This window comes from Mesorhizobium sp. M1403, assembly GCF_040317695.1.
Classification (GTDB): domain Bacteria; phylum Pseudomonadota; class Alphaproteobacteria; order Rhizobiales; family Rhizobiaceae; genus Mesorhizobium.
This window is the reverse complement of sequence record NZ_JAMYKY010000001.1, coordinates 1-18,963: the sequence shown is the minus strand read 5'-3', so window position 1 is coordinate 18,963 and position 18,963 is coordinate 1. Positions and strand designations below refer to the sequence as shown.

The window sequence follows — 18,963 nt, the reverse complement described above, 5'->3', positions numbered from 1 at the left end:
TTTCGTCTTCCAACAGAGCCTGCTTGATAGCTCTATTTGATCGCCTTGTCGGTGATCGCGGTCGTGTAGGCGCCGGTCGGCTCCTTGGTGATGATCTTCTGGTCGAGCAGCGCCTTGGCGGTGCGCTCGTAGGTCGCCGGATCGAGCTTGCCGTCGGCATTGTCGATCAGCTTGGCGACTTCGCCCATCATCCGCTTCTGGTGGTTCTCGTCCTGGCCGCCATTGTCCATGACGATGCCGGCCGCCTCGTCGGAATTGTCGACGGCGTATTTCCAACCCTTCATCGAAGCGCGCACGAAACGCACCATCTTGTCCTCGAAGGCCGGATCCTTGAGCTTGTCCTCCAATGCATAGAGCCCGTCTTCGAGCAGATCGTTGCCCATGGCGGAATAGTTGAAGACGGTCAGCTCTTCCGGCTTGTAGCCGGCGTCGATGAGCTGCCAGTATTCGTTATAGGTCATGACCGAAATGCAATCCGCCTGCTTCTGGATCAGCGGCTGCACGTCAAAGCTCTGCTTGAGCACGGTGACGCCGTCCGGCCCGCCGTCGGTCTTGAGGCCAAGCTTGTTCATCCAGGCATAGAACGGATACTCGTTGCCGAAGAACCAGACGCCGAGCGTGTGGCCCTTGAAGTCGGCTTCCGTCTTGATCGGGCCGTCCTTCGGGCAGACCAGCTCCATGCCGGCCTTCTTGAACGGCTGGGCGATGTTGACCAGCGGCACGCCCTTTTCGCGTGCAGCCAGCGCGCCGCCCATCCAATCGACGATGACGTCGGCGCCGCCGCCGGCAATGACCTGCTCGGGTGCGATGTCCGGGCCGCCGGGCTTAATGTCGACGTCGAGGCCTTCGGCGTCATAGAAGCCCTTGGCCTTGGCGACATAATAGCCGGCGAACTGTGCCTGCGTGACCCATTTCAGCTGCAGCGTCACCTTATCCGCGGCCATCGCCTGAAACGCGGCAAGCGACATCGCGCCGGCCAGCATCGAAACAACAAGTCTTTTCATGTTTTTACCCTCTGAAGTTAGCGCCCTAAACCCACCGCCCCTATCCACCACGGACAGAGGGATGCCAAAACGTGATTGCTCTCTCGAAAAGAGCGACCACGCCATAAAAGACCGAACCCGCAAGTGCTGCAACTGCGATTTCGGCCCACACCATGTCGATGTTCATCCGCCCGACTTCCGTCGAAATGCGGAATCCCATGCCGACCACCGGCGTGCCGAAGAACTCGGCGACGATGGCGCCGATCAGCGCCAGCGTCGAATTGATCTTCAACGCATTGAAGATGAACGGTGCCGCCGCCGGCAGCCGCAGCTTGAACAGCGTCTGCCAGTAGCTCGAGGCATAGGTGCGCATCAGGTCGCGCTCCATATGGCCGGAGGCGGTAAGCCCGGCGACGGTGTTCACCAGCATCGGGAAGAAGGTCATGATTATGACCACGGCTGCCTTGGATTGCCAGTCGAAGCCGAACCACATGACCATGATCGGCGCGACGCCGATGATCGGCAGCGCCGACACCATATTGCCGATCGGCAAAAGCCCGCGCCGCAGGAACGGCACACGGTCGGCGGCGATGGCAACGAGGAAGCCGGCGCTGCTGCCCACGACATAGCCGAAGATCACCGCCTTGAAGATGGTCTGCCTGACATCGGCCCCCAGCACCGGCAGCGAGCCGACGATGCGTGCACCGATGGCGCTTGGCGGCGGCAACAGGATGAAGGGAATGCCGGCGCCACGCGTCACCGCCTCCCAGATGATCAGGATCCAAGCGCCGAAGATGGCTGGAATGATCAGGCGCAAGGCGGTTGACGCCCAGCGCGACGTCGGGCGAACCGACGACAAGACCGTTACGCAGCGCCAGGCCAAAAACCACGCCGCGACGAGCAGCAGATAGAAGGAGCCACGAGCGCTGCCCTCATTGCCGGTTATGCCGGCGAGCAACATCCACGCCGCGCCGTGCGCGCCAAGGAACAGCAACACCACCCCGATCATCGGTGGAAAGTTGTCGGCCTCGATTGCCATGAGCAGCAAAATGAAAATCAAAACCGTAGTCGCCATGCCGTAACCGGGCGTAGCACTGACGAGCGGCCAAAGAAGCAGCGCGCCGACAAGAAGGATAAGCGCGGCATATCCTTGCCAGGATCGGGGGGTGATTGAGGAAAGGCTCAGGAGCGAGCTCATGCCGGCCTCCCGCCCATGGCGCGGTCGACAAGGCGCCCAGCAATGCCGACCAGCATAACCAGCAAGGCCGCCACCACCGAGCCGGCGACCAGCGCCGACCAGATGTCGATCGTCTGGCTGTAGTAGGCGCCGGCGAGCAATTTGGCGCCGATGCCGGCGACGGCGCCGGTCGGCAGCTCGCCGACAATGGCGCCGACCAGGCTGGCGGCGACAGCCACCTTCATCGAGGTGAACAGGAACGGCACCGAGGCCGGCACCCGCAATTTCCAGAAGGTCTGCGAGGGACTGGCATTATAGGTATGCATCAGGTCGAGATGGGTGAGCTCGGGCGAGCGAAGCCCCTTCACCATGCCAACCGCCACCGGGAAGAACGACAGATAGGTCGAGATCAGCGCTTTCGGGATCAGCCCGGTGATGCCGACCGCCGCCAGCACGACAATGATCATCGGCGCCACCGCCAGGATCGGAATGGTCTGCGAGGCGATGATCCACGGCATCATGCTGCGGTCGAGCGTCGCCACATGCACGATGCCGACGGCGATGACGATGCCGAGCGCTGTGCCGAAGGCAAAGCCGAGCAGCGTCGACGACAGCGTCACCCAGGCATTGTAGACAAGGCTGCGGTTCGAGGTGATGCTGCGCAAAAAGGTGTTTTCGAAAAAATTCACCGCCACCTGGTGTGGCGCCGGTAGCGTCGGCTTCGGTTGTGCCAGCGTCTTGCCGATGAATTCCACAATGCCCGGTGTCAAATTGGCGCGGCGGTCGAGATCGCGCTGGAACGGCGCGTTGAGGACAACGGCCATGACGTACCAGACGACGACAAGCGCTAGAAGAATGATCGCAACGGGAAGAGCCGATTGCTTCATGTCTTTTTATCCGGCACGTCGACCTCCAAGGAGACTCCGACCTTGCAGGAGGATGAGGTAATTGGATCATGCATCCGATATTCGATGCGCCACAGTCCGGAGGGATCTTGCGGTTCGGCGTTGATACCTAATGAAAAATCAACCAGGCGAAGATCGGTGAGAGGGCCTCTTGCCGGGCCGCTAAAGCAAGGCGTTGGAGGGACTTCGACCAGTTCGCCATTCGGCTTCTTGATCGTGGCTTCACAGACAATTTGAAATTTGCTGTCCTTGGCCGCAGCCCCGGCGAAAAAAGCAACGACAAAAGCCGTTTGCCCAAGGCCGATTTTCTCAATGGTGCTAAAGTGCGGAGTTGCCTCGCGCGGCATGCTGTACCAAAGCTTCTCATAGTCCGCATTGTCGGTAACGACGACCGCAAGTTTCAAATCACCGTCAGCGACGTGAGACCATGGCTTGGCGGTCTCCTGCGCCAATGTCGGACCGGGCAAAAACACACACAGCCCCAGCCAGATCACAAACATCCTAATCATAGCTGTGCCCTGCCCTCAGCCCGTCGCGCACCCGTGCCGCGATGGCCAGGAACTCCGGCGTCTCGCGGATATCGAGCGGCCGCTTCTTCGGCAGCGTCGATTCTATGACATCGCTGACACGCCCCGGGCGCGGCGACATGACGATGATGCGCGTCGACAGATAGACCGCCTCGGGGATCGAATGGGTGACGAAGCAGATGGTCTTGTTGGTCCGCTCCCAAAGCTCCAGCAGTTGTTCGTTGAGGTGGTCGCGCACGATCTCGTCCAGCGCGCCGAACGGTTCGTCCATCAACAAAAGGTCGGCATCGAAGGCGAGCGCCCGTGCGATCGAGGCGCGCTGCTGCATGCCGCCCGAAAGCTGCCAGGGGTATTTCTTCTCGAAGCCGCTGAGGTTGACGAGGTCGAGGGTTCGCTTGATGCGCGCCGCCTGCTCCGCCCTGGACAGGCCCATGATCTCCAGCGGCAGCGCCACATTGCGCTCGATCGTGCGCCACGGATAAAGTGCGGCCGCCTGGAAGACATAGCCATAGGCGCGGCGCTGGCGCGCCTGCTCGGGCGTCATGCCGTTGACGGAAATGGCTCCCGATGTCGGCTTCTCCAGATCGGCGATGACGCGCAGCAAGGTCGTCTTGCCGCAGCCGGAGGGCCCGATGAAGGACACGAATTCGCCCTTGCCGATGGTCAGGTCGACATTCGACAGCGCCTGCACCGGACCGTCATTGGTCTGGAAGGTCAGGCCAAGCTTGCTTGCCGAAACAACGGCTGGCGATGCTCCCGTCATCGGCCGTAGCCTGTCGCTTCCGGCCACTGCGCCACCGGCCGGAATCCGATTGATTTTACCCCGATGTTGCTTTCCACTCGCCCAGTCCTACTCGCGCCAGTTCTACGCGCCCCAGTTCTACGTGCCCTTGTCCCATCAGATAGACGCCCGGAGTTGCCCCGATGTCGCCCAAACCGACGTGCCATCTTATCCGCCCTGAAAGCTCTTATGAAGGCAAGCAGGGCCTGAGCTATTTCGCCGGTATCGCCGCCGAAACAGTCGGCTCCTCCGGTATCTGCATGCATCTGCTGACCATGCCTCCGGGCGCCCGCGCCAAGGCGCATATGCACGAAAACCATGAAACCGCGATCTATGTGCTCTCCGGCGAAGTCCATACCTGGTATGGCGACCGGCTCGAACAGCATATCGTGGTCAAGGCCGGCGATCTTTTCTATATTCCCCCCGGTGTGCCGCATCTGCCGGCCAATCTGAGCGACAGCCCCGCCTCGGCGGTTATTGCCCGCACCGATCCCAACGAACAGGAAAGCGTCGTCCTGCTGCCGGAACTGGACGGGTTGGTCGCCTGAGGACTGGGTCGAGGCGGCGGCCGTCATCGGCACCGTCACGAACATGATTTCAGCGGCCCTATCTCCTCAAGGCCGGGAATGGTCACGAAGAAACCGTCCCCTCCTTTGTTGATGACCTTGACGACATCTGTGGTCGTCCCCTCCTCGCCCTCGGCGAAACAGGTGGAGCTCAACAACTGGGTGCCAGGCGTCGTCGTCAATGGCTGTGCGAACTCGCAGCCGCTGCCATAGGTTTCGACGCCCTCGGCGGTCAGCACGACATAATCGTCGCGGTCCTGATAACCGAGCCGTACACCAGCGCAACCGACCTCATTGCCAAAGGAGCCGGCAAGGACGTCCGCCGCCGGCCCGGCGGCAAGGATCACCGCGGCCATTGAGATGATCGCTCCGTGGCTCGCCAAGCTCAAACGCCCGTCGCCGGGATGCCTGTACGCTCCACCTTGCGCGGCGCGGAAATTTCCTTCCAGGTCGACAGTGCCCGGTTGACCGCCGCGTTCGGCTCGCGAGCGACGAACTCGCCATGGCCGGGCTTTGCCTTAACCTCGTTTTCCTCGATCGACAGTTCGCCGCGCGAGAAGACGTAGCGTGGCAGGCCGGTCACCTCGAAACCTTCGAAGACGTTGTAGTCGATGACCGACTGCTGCTTCTTGGCCGTGATTTTCTTCTTGCGCTTCGGGTCCCAGACAAGGATGTCGGCGTCCGCGCCTTCGACGATGGCGCCCTTCTTCGGGTACATGTTGAGGATCTTGGCGATGTTGGTCGAGGTCACCGCGACGAACTCGTTCATCGTCAGCCGGCCGGTGTTGACGCCGGTCGTCCACAGCACCGGCAAACGATCCTCGAGCCCGCCCGTGCCATTCGGGATCTTGGTGAAGTCGCCGACGCCGTTGCGCTTCTGCTTGGTGGTGAAGGCACAATGGTCGGTCGCCACCACTTGCAGTGACCCAGCCTGCAGGCCGGCCCACAGCGAATCCTGATGCCATTTGTTGCGGAAGGGCGGGCTCATAACGCGCCGCGCCGCATGGTCCCAGTCCTTGTTGAAATATTCGCTCTCGTCCAGCGTCAGGTGCTGGACCAGCGGCTCGCCGAATACCCGCATGCCTTTCTGGCGCGCCCGGCGGATGGCCTCGTGGGCCTGCTCGCAGGAGACATGCACGACATAGAGCGGCACGCCGGCCATGTCGGCGATCATGATGGCACGATTGGTCGCCTCGCCTTCGACTTCCGGCGGGCGCGAATAGGCGTGTCCCTCCGGACCACTATTGCCCGCCGCCAGCAGCTTCTGCGACAGTGCCGCCACCACGTCGCCATTCTCGGCATGGACCAGCGGCAGCGCGCCAAGATCGGCACAGCGCTGGAACGACGAATACAGCTCGTCGTCATCGACCATCAGCGCACCCTTGTAGGCCATGAAATGCTTGAACGAGGTGATGCCCCTGTCAACGACGGTGGCCATCTCGTCGAACACCTGCTTGCCCCACCAGGTGATCGCCATGTGGAAGGAATAATCGCAGGAAGCCTTCGAAGTCTTGTTGTCCCACATCTGCAAGGCCTCGAGCAGCGACTGCTGCGGCGCCGGCAGGCAGAAATCGACGACCATCGTCGTGCCGCCGGCGAGCGCGGCGCGGGTGCCGCTCTCGAAATCATCGGCCGAATAGGTGCCCATGAACGGCATTTCGAGGTGGGTATGCGGGTCGATGCCGCCCGGCATGACATAGCAGCCGCTGGCATCGAACTCATGGTCGCCATGCAGATCCGGCCCGATGCCGACGATCTTGCCGTGCCTGAACAGCACATCGGCTTTCCACGTCCGGTCGGCGGTGACAATGGTGCCATTCTTGATGACTTTGGACATTTTCTTGTTCCCCTATATGTCCGCGTTGGCAAGCTTAAGCTTTCTTCGATCTTGCGATTCCCGCGTCCTGACCGCTCAAAATTTCCCAGGCGGAATCGAATTGTGGCCGATGCTTGCCGATGTCTGACATGGTTTGGTCAAGCGATCGCAGGATCCCGTCAAGCTCAATCCAAAGATCCTGGTTTTCCATCCAGAACTCCGGAGAAATCTTGAGGCAGTTCATAAGTAGATCGCCATCGTGGAACGTCACTGCGATCAACGGGTTTTCAGTCAGTATGGATATCGCTTTGGGGACCACATATTCCAGCCCGAATCCTTGGCTGACCAGCAGCCTTATTTGCTCCCCCGTAAGGTTCCGCAGCGGCGTTGCCAACGCGATGCTGCATTGTTCGACGAGAGAGGTTTGAAATGGAGGCTGATCTGCCTTCCAGCCCAGAAGCACGTTAAGCGTCCGATCTTCGTCAAGATTGCGACGCGGCTTCATTCGACAATCACTGCCGTATCGACCACCGCGTGGAACAGCACATCGGCGCCGGCCGTTGCCCATTCCTTGGTGATCTCCTCGGCCTCGTTGTGGCTGAGCCCGTCGACGCAGGGACACATCACCATCGCCGTCGGTGCGACGCGGTTGATCCAGCAGGCGTCGTGGCCGGCGCCGGAGACGATGTTGCGATGCGTATATCCCAGGCGCTCCGCCGCATCCCGCACAGCCTTGACGCAGCCCGCGTCGAAGGTGACCGGATCGAAATGACCGACCTGATCGATTTGATATTTGATGTCGAGCGCCTCGCAGATCGTGTCGATGCCTTCGCGGATGCGGCCGTCCATGGCGTCCAGCACCTCCTTTTCCGGTGAGCGGATGTCGATGGTGAAGACGGTGCGACCGGCGATGATGTTGCGCGAGTTCGGATAGACCTCCATATGGCCGACCGCGCCGACGGCGTCCGGCTGGTAGTCCATGGCGATCTCGTGCACCAATTCGATCACCCGCGCCATGCCGAGCCCGGCATTGCGCCGCTTCGGCATCGGCGTAGAGCCGGTATGCGCCTCCCTGCCGGTCAGCGTCACCTGCAGCCATTTCAGTCCCTGGCCATGGGTGACGACGCCAATGTCGATGCCCTCGTCCTCGAGGATCGGGCCCTGCTCGATATGCAATTCGAAGAAGGCGTGGATCTTGCGCTCGCCGACCTTTTCGGTGCCCTTCCAGCCGATCCGTTCGAGCTCCTCGCCGAATTTCTTGCCGTCCTTGTCGACATGCGAATAGATTTCGGCCTGATCGAGCACGCCGGCGAATACCCCGGACGCCATCATCGCCGGCGCAAAGCGCGCGCCTTCCTCGTTGGTCCAGTTGGTGACGACGATCGGGTGCTTGGTCTTGATGCCGAGATCGTCGAGCGAGCGCACAACCTCCAGGCCGCCGAGCACGCCGAGCACGCCGTCGTACTTGCCGCCGGTCGGCTGCGTATCGAGATGGCTGCCGACATACACCGGCGGCAGGCTGGGGTCGGTGCCTTCGCGACGGGCAAACATCGTACCCATCTCGTCGACGCCCATTTCGAGCCCCGCCTCATCGCACCAGCGCTTGAACAGGTGCCGCCCTTCGCCATCCTCGTTGGTAACGGTCTGGCGATTATTGCCGCCGGCAATGCCGGGGCCGATCTTCGCCATCTCCATTATCGAATCCCACAAACGGTCTGAATTGATTCGCAGATTCTCGCCGGGGGCGGCCATTCAAGTTCCTCTCATTTACTCACATTAGGACGACGGTTCCCGTCGTCGCCCTACATGTTGGGGAGCATCTAGTCCACCGCCCTCAGCACTTCGCGCACATGGTCGATCAATTCGTTGATCTGGCCCTTGGTAATGATGAGCGGTGGCGACAGAGCGATGATGTCGCCGGTGGTGCGGATCAGCGCACCGCGCTCGAACGCCTTGACGAAAGCCGAGAAGGCGCGCTTCGTCGGCTGGCCTGCGATCGGCGCCAGCTCGATCGCGCCGATCAGGCCGATGTTGCGGATGTCGATGACGTTCGGTTCGCCCTTCAGCGAGTGCAGCGCGTCCTCCCAGTACGGCGCCAGTTCCTCGCCGCGCGTCAGCAGCCCCTCTTCCTTGTAGGTGTCGAGTGTGCCCAGCGCCGCCGCGCAGGCGATCGGATTGCCCGAATAGGTGTAGCCGTGGAAGAACTCAATCATATGCTCGGGCCCGGTCATGAAGGCGTCGTGGATTTCCTTCTTGACGAACACCGCGCCCATCGGGATGACGCCATTGGAGACGCCCTTGGCCGTCGTCATGATATCCGGGGTGACACCGAAATAGTCGGCGGCAAACGGCGTGCCGAGGCGGCCAAAACCGGTGATGACCTCGTCGAAGATCAGCAAGATGCCGTGCTTGGTGCAGATCTCGCGCAGCTTCTGCAGATAGCCCTTCGGCGGCAGGATGACGCCGGTGGAACCGGCAACCGGTTCGACGATGACTGCGGCGATGGTCGACGCGTCGTGCAGGGCGACGATGCGTTCCAGCTCGTTGGCCAGTTCCGCGCCATGCTCGGGCACGCCTTTCGTGAAGGAGTTCTTTTCCGGCAAATGCGTGTGTGGCATGTGATCTACGCCGCCGAGCAGCGTGCCAAACATCTTGCGGTTGGTGACGATGCCGCCGACCGAGATGCCGCCGAAATTGACGCCGTGATAGCCGCGCTCGCGGCCGATCAGCCGGGTGCGCGAGCCCTCGCCTTTTACGCGGTGATAGGCGATCGCCATCTTCAGCGCCGTCTCGACTGATTCCGAGCCGGAATTGGTGAAGAACACATGGTCCATGCCCTTCGGGGCGATGTCGACCAGGCGATTGGCCAGCTCGAACACGATCGGGTGGCCCATCTGGAAGGCCGGCGCATAGTCGAGCTCTGCCGCTTGGCTCTGGATCGCCTCGGTGATCTTCGGGCGGCAGTGGCCGGCATTGACGCACCACAGGCCGGCGGTGCCGTCGAGAACCTTGCGCCCGTCGCTGGTCGTGTAATGCATGTCCTTGGCCGACACCATCATGCGCGGCGCCTGCTTGAACTGCCGGTTTGCCGTGAACGGCATCCAGAATGCGCTGAGATCGTTCGGCGTGACTTTCAGCCGGTTGGACATGACCAAGACTTCCCCTTGTAACCTGTTTCGGTGCGGCCAACGCTTGGTCTTTCCAACACTTGGTCTTTGCTGCGTTTTCGTGCTACGCAAATTTTTGACCGGTTGGACAAACGTTAGCACCGCCTTATCAGCGGTCAAGGGATTACTAGCGGAAATGCGGCTTTCGAAGTGCGCTCCACAGGGCGGGGAAAAACTGGTCCAGAGAATTGGTCCAGACGCTCCTCACAGCGAAGGTTGTTCGAGGTGACGGGGGCGGTCGAAAGCTCCGCTCCACGCCGCACCCGCATCCAGCTGGAAAAGCGCGAGCTCATTCTGGAGGCGGCGCTCGAAGTCTTCTCCACCAACGGTTTTCGCGGTTCGACCATCGACCAGATCGCCGAAGCCGCCGGCATGTCGAAGCCGAACCTGCTCTATTATTTCCGCCGCAAGGAGGACATCCACGAGACGCTGATGCAACGGCTTCTCGACACCTGGCTGGCGCCGCTGCGCGAACTCGACGACATTGGCGATCCGCTGACCGAACTGCGCAACTACATCAGGCGCAAGCTCGAAATGGCGCGCGATTTCCCGCGCGAGAGCCGGCTATTCGCTAATGAGATCCTGCAGGGCGCGCCGCGCATCATGCCGATGCTGGAAGGTGAGTTGAAGACGCTGGTCGACGAGAAAGCCAACGTCATCAAGGGCTGGATGCGCGCCGGCAAGATTGCCCGCACCGACCCCTGGCACCTGATCTTCTCGATCTGGGCGACGACGCAGCATTATGCCGATTTCGACGTCCAGGTCCGCGCCGTGCTCGGCCCCGACCGCGGCGGCGACGGCCGCTTCGAGGATGCCGCAAGGTTTCTCGAGCAACTGTTCATCGACGGGCTGAAGCCGAAAGACTAGCCTTGATGGTTCACGCGCTGCGCCGCGCGGCCGGCAGCGCATCGAGCAGCTTCTGCAGCTTGGCGATCGAGTTCTGCTCGGCGAGCGGCGTGTAGACGATCAGCTTCATGTCCGAGCCGTCGTCGATCGACAGGCTCATATGTTCGAACGCCATGGCGCCCGCTATCGGATGCCTGACATGCTTCACACCCGATAGGTTGCGGGCCACATCGCGCAGCGGCCACCAGGCGCGGAACTCCGGGCTTGAACGCGTCATCAGCGCAATCAACCGCTCGAAATCCGGATCGCCGACATACTTCGCGCTTTCCGCCCGGAATGACGCCAGCACGGCGCGCGCCAGTTCCTCCCAGTCGACGAGCAGGCGCCGATGCTGCGGGCTGGTGAAAACCATATGGACGATGTTGCGGGCATCGCCCTCCAGCAGGCCATAATCGCCGAACACGGCTGCCGCCGCCGGGTTCCAGGCCAGCACATCCCAGCGCCGCCCGACGACATAGGCCGGCTGCAGGACCAGGCTCTGCAGCATGTGCAGCAAGGGGCCGTCGATCATTTCCGGCGCGTCGACGCGACGCTCCGGCTGCGGCCGGCCGGCGAGAATAAACAGATGCCGTTGCTCAGCCGCGTCCAGGCGCAGCGCCTGGCTGAGTGCGGTCAGCACTTCCACCGACGGCCGAACGTCGCGGCCCTGCTCCAGCCAGGTGTACCAGGTCGTGCCGACGCCGGCGATCATCGCCACCTCCTCGCGCCGCAGCCCGGGCGTGCGCCGGCGTAAGCCGGTCGAGATGCCGGTGGCCGAAGGCGTCAGCCTTTCGCGCCGCGAACGCAGGAAGGCGCCGAGCTCGCGGCGGCGGCTGTCTTCGGCGGAATGCGCGGTGGAATCCATGGCCGCTATTATAGCAGTACCGATACCAGGATAAAGTTTGAACTGTTTGGCAAGTGGCTGGTGCCCCATCTTTCCGCTCAGAGCGATGAGATGGAGGCTCTGAACATGGAACTGAAAGACAAGACAATCCTCATCACCGGTTCGACCGACGGCGTCGGCCGCGTCGTCGCGCAAAGGCTCGGCGCCGGCGGCGCCCGCATCCTGGTGCATGGCCGCGACGCGACCAGGGGCAAGGCGATCGTGGCCGAGATCGAAGCCGCCGGCGGCAAAGCCGAGTTGCTCGTGGCCGATCTCTCCTCCCTGGCCGAGGTCCGCCGCCTCGCCGAGGCTGTTCGCGCCCGCACGGGCCGACTCGATGTCCTCATCAACAATGCCGGCGTCGGCACCGCCGGCCCCAACGCCAAACGACAGGTCAGCGCCGACGGCTACGAACTGCGCTTTGCCGTCAACTATCTCGCCGGCTTCCTGCTCACCACGGAGCTGCTGCCGCTGCTCAAGGCCAGCGCGCCGGCGCGCATCGTCAACGTCGCCTCGGCAGGCCAGCAGGCGATCGATTTCGACGATGTCATGCTGACCCGCTCCTATGACGGCATCCGTGCCTACTGCCAGAGCAAGCTGGCGCAGATCATGTTCACCATCGATCTGGCGGAGCAGCTGAACGGCACCGGCGTCACGGTCAACAGCCTGCATCCGGCAAGCTACATGAACACCACGATGGTGCGGCAGGCGGGCGTCACACCCTGGAGCTCGGTCCAAACCGGCGCCGAAGCCATCATCAATCTCGCCACATCGCCGGCGCTCGAAGGGCGGAGCGGCCTCTATTTCGACGGCCAGAGGGAATCCCGCGCCGATGCGCAAGCCTATGACGCTAAGGCACGACGTCGATTGCGGGAATTGAGCCTCGGTCTTGTCGGACTCGCACCGGCTTCCGCAACATCGAAGAGAGAAAATTCATGATCGAGAAAGCGCAGCACACTGTGGTCGTCGGCGGCTCCTCCGGCATCGGCCTCGCCACCGCGAAAAAGCTGCTTGGTCCGGGCATGAAGGTGACGATCACCGGGCGCAACCGGGAAAGGCTCGACAACGCAGGGCAAAGCCTTGGCGGCGCGGTCGGAAAAGCTGCCTTCGATGCCGCGAAGCCGGACGAGGTTCGCCGGTTTTTCAGCGATCTCGGCCCTTTCGATCACCTGGTGCTGGCCGCCAGCGGCGGCAAGGGGCTCGGCCCGTTCGAAACGCTTGACCTGACCGACATCGGCGGCGGCGTCGACGAGAAGGTCCGGCCGCAGCTCTCCTGCCTGCAGGCCGCCTTGCCGACGCTGAACAAGAGCGGCTCGGTGACTTTCATCTCGGCGGTGTCGGCGCAATTGTCGGCGCCGGGTGTCGCCGGCATCGCCGCCGTCAACGGCATGCTGCTGACCGTGGTGCCGATCCTGGCAATGGAGCTGAAGCCGTTACGCGTCAATGTCGTGGCGCCGGGCGTCATTGACACGCCCTGGTGGGATTTTTTGCCTGATGAACAGCGCCATGCGGTGTTTGCCGATTATGCAGGCAAGACGCCGGTCGGCCGCATCGGCCGCGCCGAGGACGTTGCTGAGGCGATCGCGTTCCTGGTTTCGAACAGCTTCGTCACCGGCCAGATCCTGACCTGCGACGGCGGCTTGCGGTATGCGGCGTAACGCGGCTACATCTACGCGGTAATCGCTTTCAAAGCGACTGCGCGATCAGCGCCAGAAATCCTCCGGTCGGCGCGACGTTGCCGACAAAGCCATTGATGCGGGACGCGCGCTCGGGACCCTGATGATCCCAGAAATTATGGAACATCGGCGTAGCAACGACAAGGAACAACACCAGGCACAGAGCGGCGGCAGCGGTCCAGATGCCCGCGATCACCAGTGCTCCGGTGACGGTCTGCAGGACGATCCCCAGCCAGAGCACCAGCCGCGCCTGCGGCACGCCGCGCGTCGTCATCAATTGGGTCAGGAACGCCGCGTTCTGGATGTTGCGCAGGCCGGCAAAGACAAAGGCGCCGCCGAGCAGCAGGCGGGCCGCGAACAGAATCTCACTATCAAAGCTTGAAAACATGCTGTTGGTCCTTGGGCAGAAAAGAGGCGCGCGACGCAGGCCGCGCGCCTGGTCCATGCTCAAGCGGCCATGACCGCCGGCATCGGATGGATTGCATGGAACGGAACGCAAAGTCGGTTCCAGGTGTTGATCATGCCGAGTGCAACCGACAGCTTGACCAACTCCTGCTCCGAAAAATGCTCGAGCGTCCTTGCGTAGAGTTCGTCCGAAACACCGTTGTCGGCGATCCTGGTCAGCGCGTCGGTCCAGGCAAAGGCTGCGCGTTCGCGCTCTGAAAATAGCGGCGATTCCTTCCAGGCGGAGACGAGATAGAGCCGCTGCTCGCTCTCGCCGTCGTGGCGCGCCTCGCGGCTGTGCATCTCGACGCAATACGAGCAGCCGTTGATCTGCGACGCCCTGAGCTTGATCAGATGCAACAGGCTTTTTTCGAGCCCGCATTCGTCGACTGCCTTGTTGAGCGCCGACACCGCCTTCATGATCTCCGGCGCCGCGCCGAAAAATTGCAGCCTCTCTTTCATCGTTTTTAGCCTTTCATGCTTGCTTGGTTGAACTTGATTTCTGCGGACGCTGATGGCGCTCGACGAAGGCGCAGTTGGCGGCGACCGAACGGGGATCGGCATCGGCCGTGTATTCTGCAACGATGTCGGACAGCCGGGCGTCGGCGAGCGCTGCGCGGTAGGCACGCTCGGCCTTCAGCATCGCCACCTTGATGCCGCAGGGTTTGACATAAACCGAGGCATCGAGCCTGGCGGGGCCGCGCTGGCGGATTTCGGCGCAGCGAAAGGCCGGTTCTCGCCCTTCGACGGCCAACACGATATCGAGCAGCGTAATGCGTTCCGCCGGCCGCGCCAGCCGGTAGCCGCCGGACGGCCCCGGAACCGATTCCAGAATGCCCGACACCGTCAGCATGTTGAGATGCTTGAGGAGATAGCTCGGCGACAGCCCGAACGCTTCCGCCATGGCAGCACCCGGCATGGTCGCGGCGCCATCAACGCCAGCAAGCATCGCGGCGCAGTGGATGGCCGCTTCGACGCCCTCACCCAGCTTCATTTCGCTCTCCTAGTCATGGATATAGATTATCGTGGATAATCTTTGTCCGCAATAGGGAAATTAAAAAAGCGGCGCCCGTGAACGCCGCTTTTTTTTCGCAATGCTATTCCGCCGCCACCTTGGCCATCGGGTTGTTCGGATGCGTCGTCCAGTTGGCGTAGATCGGTGACACCGGCTTGCCGGTGCGCTGGTCCATCACGCCGACCGCCAGCGGCTCCATGGTGATGCAGTTCTCGACCGGGCAGACATTGACGCAAAGATTGCAGCCGACGCATTCGGCCTCGATCACCTCGAAATGCCTGACGCCGTCCACCATGCTGGTGATCGCCTGGTGCGAGGTGTCCTCGCAGGCGATGTGGCAGCGGCCGCATTTGATACAGGCGTCCTGGTCGATATGCGCCTTGGCGATATAGTTGAGGTTGAGATACTGCCAGTCGGTGACGTTGGGCGTGGCGCGGCCGACGATGTCGTCGAGCGAGGCATGGCCCTTCTCGTCCATCCAGTTTTCCAGGCCGGCGATCATCTCCTGCACGATCTTGAAGCCATAGGTCATTGCCGCCGTGCACACCTGCACATTGCCGGCGCCGAGCGCCATGAACTCGGCGGCGTCGCGCCAGGTGGTGATGCCGCCGATACCGGAGATCGGCAGGCCATGCGTTTCCGGGTCACGCGCGATCTCGGCCACCATGTTCATCGCGATCGGCTTCACCGCCGGACCGCAATAGCCGCCATGCGAACCCTTGCCGTCGATGGTCGGCTCCGGTGCGAAATTGTCGAGATTGACGCCGGTGATCGAATTGATGGTGTTGATCAGCGACACCGCATCGGTGCCGCCGGACAGCGCAGCGCGTGCCGGCTTGCGTATGTCGGTGATGTTGGGCGTCAGCTTGGTGATGACCGGCATGCGGGTGTTGGCCTTGCACCAGCGCACCACCATTTCGATGTATTCCGGCACCTGACCGACCGCCGCACCCATGCCGCGTTCCGACATGCCGTGCGGGCAGCCGAAATTGAGCTCGATACCATCGGCGCCGGTCTCCTCGACCACCGGCAGGATCGCCTTCCAGGCATGCTCCTCGCACGGCACCATCAGCGAGACGACGATCGCCCGGTCGGGCCAGTCCATCTTGACCTGCTTGATCTCGCGCAAATTGACCTGCAGGTCGCGATCGGTGATCAACTCGATATTGTTCAGGCCAAGCAGGCGGCGATCGGCGCCCCAGATCGCGCCGTAGCGCGGGCCGTTGACGTTGACCACCGGCGGACCCTCCTCGCCGAGCGTCTTCCAGACGACACCGCCCCAGCCGGCCTTGAAGGCGCGGATGACGTTATAGGCCTTGTCGGTCGGCGGCGCCGAGGCCAGCCAGAACGGGTTCGGCGATTTGATGCCGACGAAATTGTTGCGGATGTCTGCCATGCTCATGCCCTCCCGTTCGAGGCCAGTGCCCGATGAATGCTTTCCGCCGCGTCTCGGCCTTGCGCGACGGCCGAGACGGTCAGGTCGTCACCGCCAAAGATGCAGTCGCCGCCGGCCCAGACGTTTGGCAGCGAGGTGCGGCCTTCGGCGTCGACTTTGATGCGGCCGGCTTCCAGGTCAAGCAAAGCCCCGCTGCCGTTGAGCGCAGCCGGGACAAAACTCTGGCCGATCGCCTTGAACACCTGGTCGGCGGTCAGCGTCAGCCGCTCGCCGGTGCCGACGAGCCGGTCGCCGTCCATCGCGGTGTATTCGAGCTCGATCGCCGACACCTTGCCGCCATCGGCAATGACCCGCTTCGGCTGCAGCCAGTGCCGGATGATGACGCCGTTGGCGGCAGCCAGATCCTGCTCGAATTCGGAGGCGTTCATGTGCTCCGGGCCGCGCCGATAGCAGATCGTCACCTCTTCGGCGCCGAGCAGCTTCGATTGCACCGCCGCGTCGATCGCCGTCATGCCGCCGCCGATGACGACGACGCGCCGGCCGACCGCCAGGCTGGCCAGATCACTGGCCTGACGGAGCTCGGCAATGAACTCGACAGCATTGGTGACGCCTTGCGCCTCCTCGCCATCCGCTCGCAAGGCATTGACGCCGGCAAGCCCCATGCCGAGGAAAACCGCGTCGTAATTCCTAGTCAGGTCCGACAGCTGGTAATCACGGCCGAGCGCCTTGCCGTTCTGGATGTCGATCCCGCCGATCGACGTGACATAGTCGACCTCGGCCTGGGCGAAATTGTCGACGCTCTTATAGGCGGCGATACCGTACTCATTGAGGCCGCCGGCCTTCGGGCGGGCTTCCAGGATGGTCACGTCGTGGCCGTGGCGGGCAAGCCGATGCGCGGCCGCAAGCCCGGCCGGTCCGGCGCCGACCACAGCGACCGTCTTGCCGGTCGGTTCTGGGCGCTTGTAGAACTGCTTGTTTTCGGCCATGGCGACATCGGTGGCGTAGCGCTGCAGGCGACCGATCTGCACCGGCTTGCCTTCGGCCACCTCGCGCACGCAGACTTCTTCGCACAGCGTTTCGGTCGGGCAGACGCGGGCGCACATGCCGCCCAAAATGTTCTGGTCGAAAATCGTCTTGGCCGAGCCGATCGGATTGCCCGTCGAAATCTGGCGGATGAACAGCGGGATGTCGATCGAGGTCGGGCATGCATTCATACACGGCGCGTCATAGCAGAAATAGCAGCGGTCGGATTCGACCAGCGCCTCGTGATGATCGAGCGGCGGATGCAGGTCGGCAAAATTGTCGGCATATTGTTCCGGCGAAAGCCGCCCGCCGGCAATGCCTTGCTTGAACTGGCCTTCTGCCATCGTCAGTTCCCCATGTTCTTGTTTTGGGGAAGGCTAGCACGTTTTATTTTTTTATCAATTGGTCAATTTTCGGCGCAAGCGACTGAAAAGCTTCAACAAACATGACTGTAATAATCATGTTTTTCCAAACGGCCATATACGTCACGAAGCAGGTACGGAACCGCATTCAGGAGCGTTGCCATGGATCAACCTGATCTCGTCGCACAGCGCGACAAGATCGGAAGTGAGCGACATCCGGCGCATGGACCAACAACCCCTCGTTGACTGCAAGTAAAGTCGAAAACCACAGGGCGCGCAACCCGATAACATTTCCGGTTTGCCGTCATCTTTTTGGTTGGCTGTCGGATTTTCGTCGTGAAGATCGTCCTAGAATGGATCGCGCATGATCGAAAAACCGCAAGGAGCACGACAATGCCACAGTCCCCCATGCCCTTCTTCTGGTACGAGCTGATGACCACCGATCTCGACGCCGCCGAGGCGTTCTACACCGCCGTGGTAGGCTGGCGGGGGCAGCCTTTCGACGGGGCGCCGGGCATGCCGCGCTATATCGTCATGAATGTCGGCGAGCGCGGCGTCGGCGGGCTGATGACGCTGCCCGATGACGCGCGCAAGATGGGAATGCCGCCGGCCTGGATCGGTTATATCCTCACCAGGGATGTCGATGCCGCAACGGCCTCCCTCAAGAAGGCTGGTGGCGCGGTTCACCGCGAGCCAGACGACATTCCGGGCGTTGGCCGCTTCGCCGTCGTTGCCGATCCGCAAGGCGCGATGTTCAACTTCCTGCAGCCCAGCGGTCCCGACCAGCCGCCGCTACCATTGGCGACACCCGGCAACATCGGCTGGCATGAGCTCTACACATCAGACTGGAAGGCGGCGTCCGATTTCTATTCCAGTCAGTTCGGCTGGGAGAAGGGCGACGCCATGGATATGGGTCCGATGGGCGTCTACCAGCTTTTCGCCTTCGGCGGCGAGCCCGTTGGCGGCATAATGAACAAGCCCGAGCAGATCCCGATGCCGGTCTGGCAGTTCTATTTCAACGTGCCCGGCATCGACGCGGCAGCCAAGCGCGTCACCGACAATGGCGGCAAGATCCTGATGGGTCCGATGGAGGTCCCCGGCGGCAGCTGGATCGTGCAGTGCACAGACCCGCAAGGCGCCCATTTCGCGCTAATGGCACCGGTGCGGTAGCAACGTCGCGTCGCGATTGGCGAAACCGGCAGCAAAAACCGATCTCCCCCTCGTGGGCAGGGCTATCGCATATGAGTGATGGCATTGATGAGATAGTCGTCGTTCCAGGCGCATTTCTTGATGCGATGGCTGATGGGAACTTTGGCAGCATCGGCGGCCTGAAGGATGTTTCTGGCGAGGCGATTGA

At 62.3% G+C, this 18,963-nt stretch carries 21 protein-coding genes; 5 read left to right on the top strand and 16 right to left on the bottom strand.

The features are described 5' to 3' along the window. Positions 1-32: 32 nt before the first annotated feature. From NKH01_RS00105 to NKH01_RS00085, 5 genes are read right to left on the bottom strand one after another with little or no spacing between them, the layout of a single operon-like run. On the bottom strand, positions 33-1,004 hold the full coding sequence (locus NKH01_RS00105; protein ID WP_352482954.1) for an ABC transporter substrate-binding protein: 972 nt from the start codon (positions 1,002-1,004) through the stop codon (positions 33-35). Between the two features lie 40 nt (positions 1,005-1,044). Continuing rightward, complete coding sequence (locus NKH01_RS00100; protein WP_031194513.1) at positions 1,045-2,181, bottom strand: ABC transporter permease; 1,137 nt, start codon at positions 2,179-2,181, stop codon at positions 1,045-1,047. Then, on the bottom strand, positions 2,178-3,047 hold the full coding sequence (locus NKH01_RS00095) for an ABC transporter permease (protein ID WP_353018417.1): 870 nt from the start codon (positions 3,045-3,047) through the stop codon (positions 2,178-2,180). The genes NKH01_RS00100 and NKH01_RS00095 overlap by 4 nt, the downstream gene beginning before the upstream one ends. Then, on the bottom strand, positions 3,044-3,565 hold the full coding sequence (locus NKH01_RS00090; RefSeq protein WP_353018416.1) for a hypothetical protein: 522 nt from the start codon (positions 3,563-3,565) through the stop codon (positions 3,044-3,046). Before NKH01_RS00090 ends, NKH01_RS00095 begins: the two co-directional genes overlap by 4 nt. 1 nt (position 3,566) lies before the next feature. Next, positions 3,567-4,355 carry an ABC transporter ATP-binding protein gene (locus NKH01_RS00085; RefSeq protein ID WP_353018414.1) on the bottom strand — a complete coding sequence of 263 codons (789 nt, stop codon included), beginning with the start codon at positions 4,353-4,355 and terminating at the stop codon, positions 3,567-3,569. A 161-nt stretch (positions 4,356-4,516) separates the two neighbouring features. Here NKH01_RS00085 and NKH01_RS00080 point away from each other — a divergent pair, with 161 nt between their 5' ends. Then, positions 4,517-4,921, top strand: a complete 405-nt coding sequence (locus tag NKH01_RS00080; RefSeq protein ID WP_023720850.1) for a cupin domain-containing protein — start codon at positions 4,517-4,519, stop codon at positions 4,919-4,921. Positions 4,922-4,956: 35 nt separating this feature from the next. Here NKH01_RS00080 and NKH01_RS00075 read toward each other — a convergent pair whose 3' ends face one another. From NKH01_RS00075 to aptA, 5 genes are all read right to left on the bottom strand, one after another. Next, positions 4,957-5,295: a hypothetical protein gene (locus tag NKH01_RS00075; RefSeq protein ID WP_352814703.1), complete on the bottom strand. Its 339-nt coding sequence runs from the start codon at positions 5,293-5,295 to the stop codon at positions 4,957-4,959. Between the two features lie 29 nt (positions 5,296-5,324). After that, entirely contained in the window at positions 5,325-6,776 is a 1,452-nt protein-coding gene (gene hydA, locus NKH01_RS00070) for a dihydropyrimidinase (protein WP_023720852.1), read from the bottom strand. Between the two features lie 34 nt (positions 6,777-6,810). Beyond that, the gene (locus NKH01_RS00065) at positions 6,811-7,260 is read right to left on the bottom strand and encodes a contact-dependent growth inhibition system immunity protein (protein ID WP_352495154.1); all 450 of its coding nucleotides are present in this window, start codon (positions 7,258-7,260) and stop codon (positions 6,811-6,813) included. Beyond that, positions 7,257-8,507, bottom strand: a complete 1,251-nt coding sequence (locus NKH01_RS00060; protein ID WP_352482945.1) for a Zn-dependent hydrolase — start codon at positions 8,505-8,507, stop codon at positions 7,257-7,259. Before NKH01_RS00060 ends, NKH01_RS00065 begins: the two co-directional genes overlap by 4 nt. Before the next feature lie 68 nt (positions 8,508-8,575). Then, positions 8,576-9,904, bottom strand: a complete 1,329-nt coding sequence (gene aptA / locus NKH01_RS00055; protein ID WP_352465212.1) for an omega-aminotransferase AptA — start codon at positions 9,902-9,904, stop codon at positions 8,576-8,578. A gap of 243 nt (positions 9,905-10,147) precedes the next feature. On the opposite strand from aptA, the gene NKH01_RS00050 reads away from it, so the two are divergent. Further along, the gene (locus tag NKH01_RS00050) at positions 10,148-10,789 is read left to right on the top strand and encodes a TetR family transcriptional regulator C-terminal domain-containing protein (protein ID WP_352482943.1); all 642 of its coding nucleotides are present in this window, start codon (positions 10,148-10,150) and stop codon (positions 10,787-10,789) included. Positions 10,790-10,799: 10 nt separating this feature from the next. On the opposite strand, the gene NKH01_RS00045 is transcribed toward NKH01_RS00050, so the two are convergent. Then, on the bottom strand, positions 10,800-11,672 hold the full coding sequence (locus NKH01_RS00045; protein ID WP_353018412.1) for a helix-turn-helix transcriptional regulator: 873 nt from the start codon (positions 11,670-11,672) through the stop codon (positions 10,800-10,802). A gap of 105 nt (positions 11,673-11,777) precedes the next feature. On the opposite strand from NKH01_RS00045, the gene NKH01_RS00040 reads away from it, so the two are divergent. Beyond that, entirely contained in the window at positions 11,778-12,629 is an 852-nt protein-coding gene (locus NKH01_RS00040; RefSeq protein WP_352844490.1) for an SDR family NAD(P)-dependent oxidoreductase, read from the top strand. After that, positions 12,626-13,348, top strand: a complete 723-nt coding sequence (locus NKH01_RS00035; protein WP_352482940.1) for an SDR family oxidoreductase — start codon at positions 12,626-12,628, stop codon at positions 13,346-13,348. Before NKH01_RS00040 ends, NKH01_RS00035 begins: the two co-directional genes overlap by 4 nt. Before the next feature lie 28 nt (positions 13,349-13,376). Here the strand turns inward: NKH01_RS00035 and NKH01_RS00030 are convergent, their stop codons facing one another. The 5 genes from NKH01_RS00030 to NKH01_RS00010 form a co-directional block, all read right to left on the bottom strand. Further along, complete coding sequence (locus NKH01_RS00030; RefSeq protein ID WP_353018410.1) at positions 13,377-13,754, bottom strand: DoxX family protein; 378 nt, start codon at positions 13,752-13,754, stop codon at positions 13,377-13,379. 59 nt (positions 13,755-13,813) lie between these two features. Beyond that, a complete protein-coding gene (locus tag NKH01_RS00025; protein ID WP_352547038.1) occupies positions 13,814-14,272 on the bottom strand; it encodes a carboxymuconolactone decarboxylase family protein in 459 nt (152 codons plus the stop codon). Between the two features lie 13 nt (positions 14,273-14,285). Further along, positions 14,286-14,804, bottom strand: a complete 519-nt coding sequence (locus tag NKH01_RS00020) for an RrF2 family transcriptional regulator (RefSeq protein ID WP_023720862.1) — start codon at positions 14,802-14,804, stop codon at positions 14,286-14,288. A gap of 103 nt (positions 14,805-14,907) precedes the next feature. Beyond that, positions 14,908-16,221, bottom strand: coding sequence for an NAD-dependent dihydropyrimidine dehydrogenase subunit PreA (gene preA / locus NKH01_RS00015; protein ID WP_023720863.1), 1,314 nt, complete (start codon positions 16,219-16,221; stop codon positions 14,908-14,910). A gap of 2 nt (positions 16,222-16,223) precedes the next feature. Continuing rightward, the gene (locus tag NKH01_RS00010) at positions 16,224-17,588 is read right to left on the bottom strand and encodes an NAD(P)-dependent oxidoreductase (protein ID WP_353018407.1); all 1,365 of its coding nucleotides are present in this window, start codon (positions 17,586-17,588) and stop codon (positions 16,224-16,226) included. A gap of 411 nt (positions 17,589-17,999) precedes the next feature. On the opposite strand from NKH01_RS00010, the gene NKH01_RS00005 reads away from it, so the two are divergent. Beyond that, a complete protein-coding gene (locus NKH01_RS00005; RefSeq protein ID WP_023720865.1) occupies positions 18,000-18,776 on the top strand; it encodes a VOC family protein in 777 nt (258 codons plus the stop codon). Positions 18,777-18,963 lie beyond the last annotated feature (187 nt).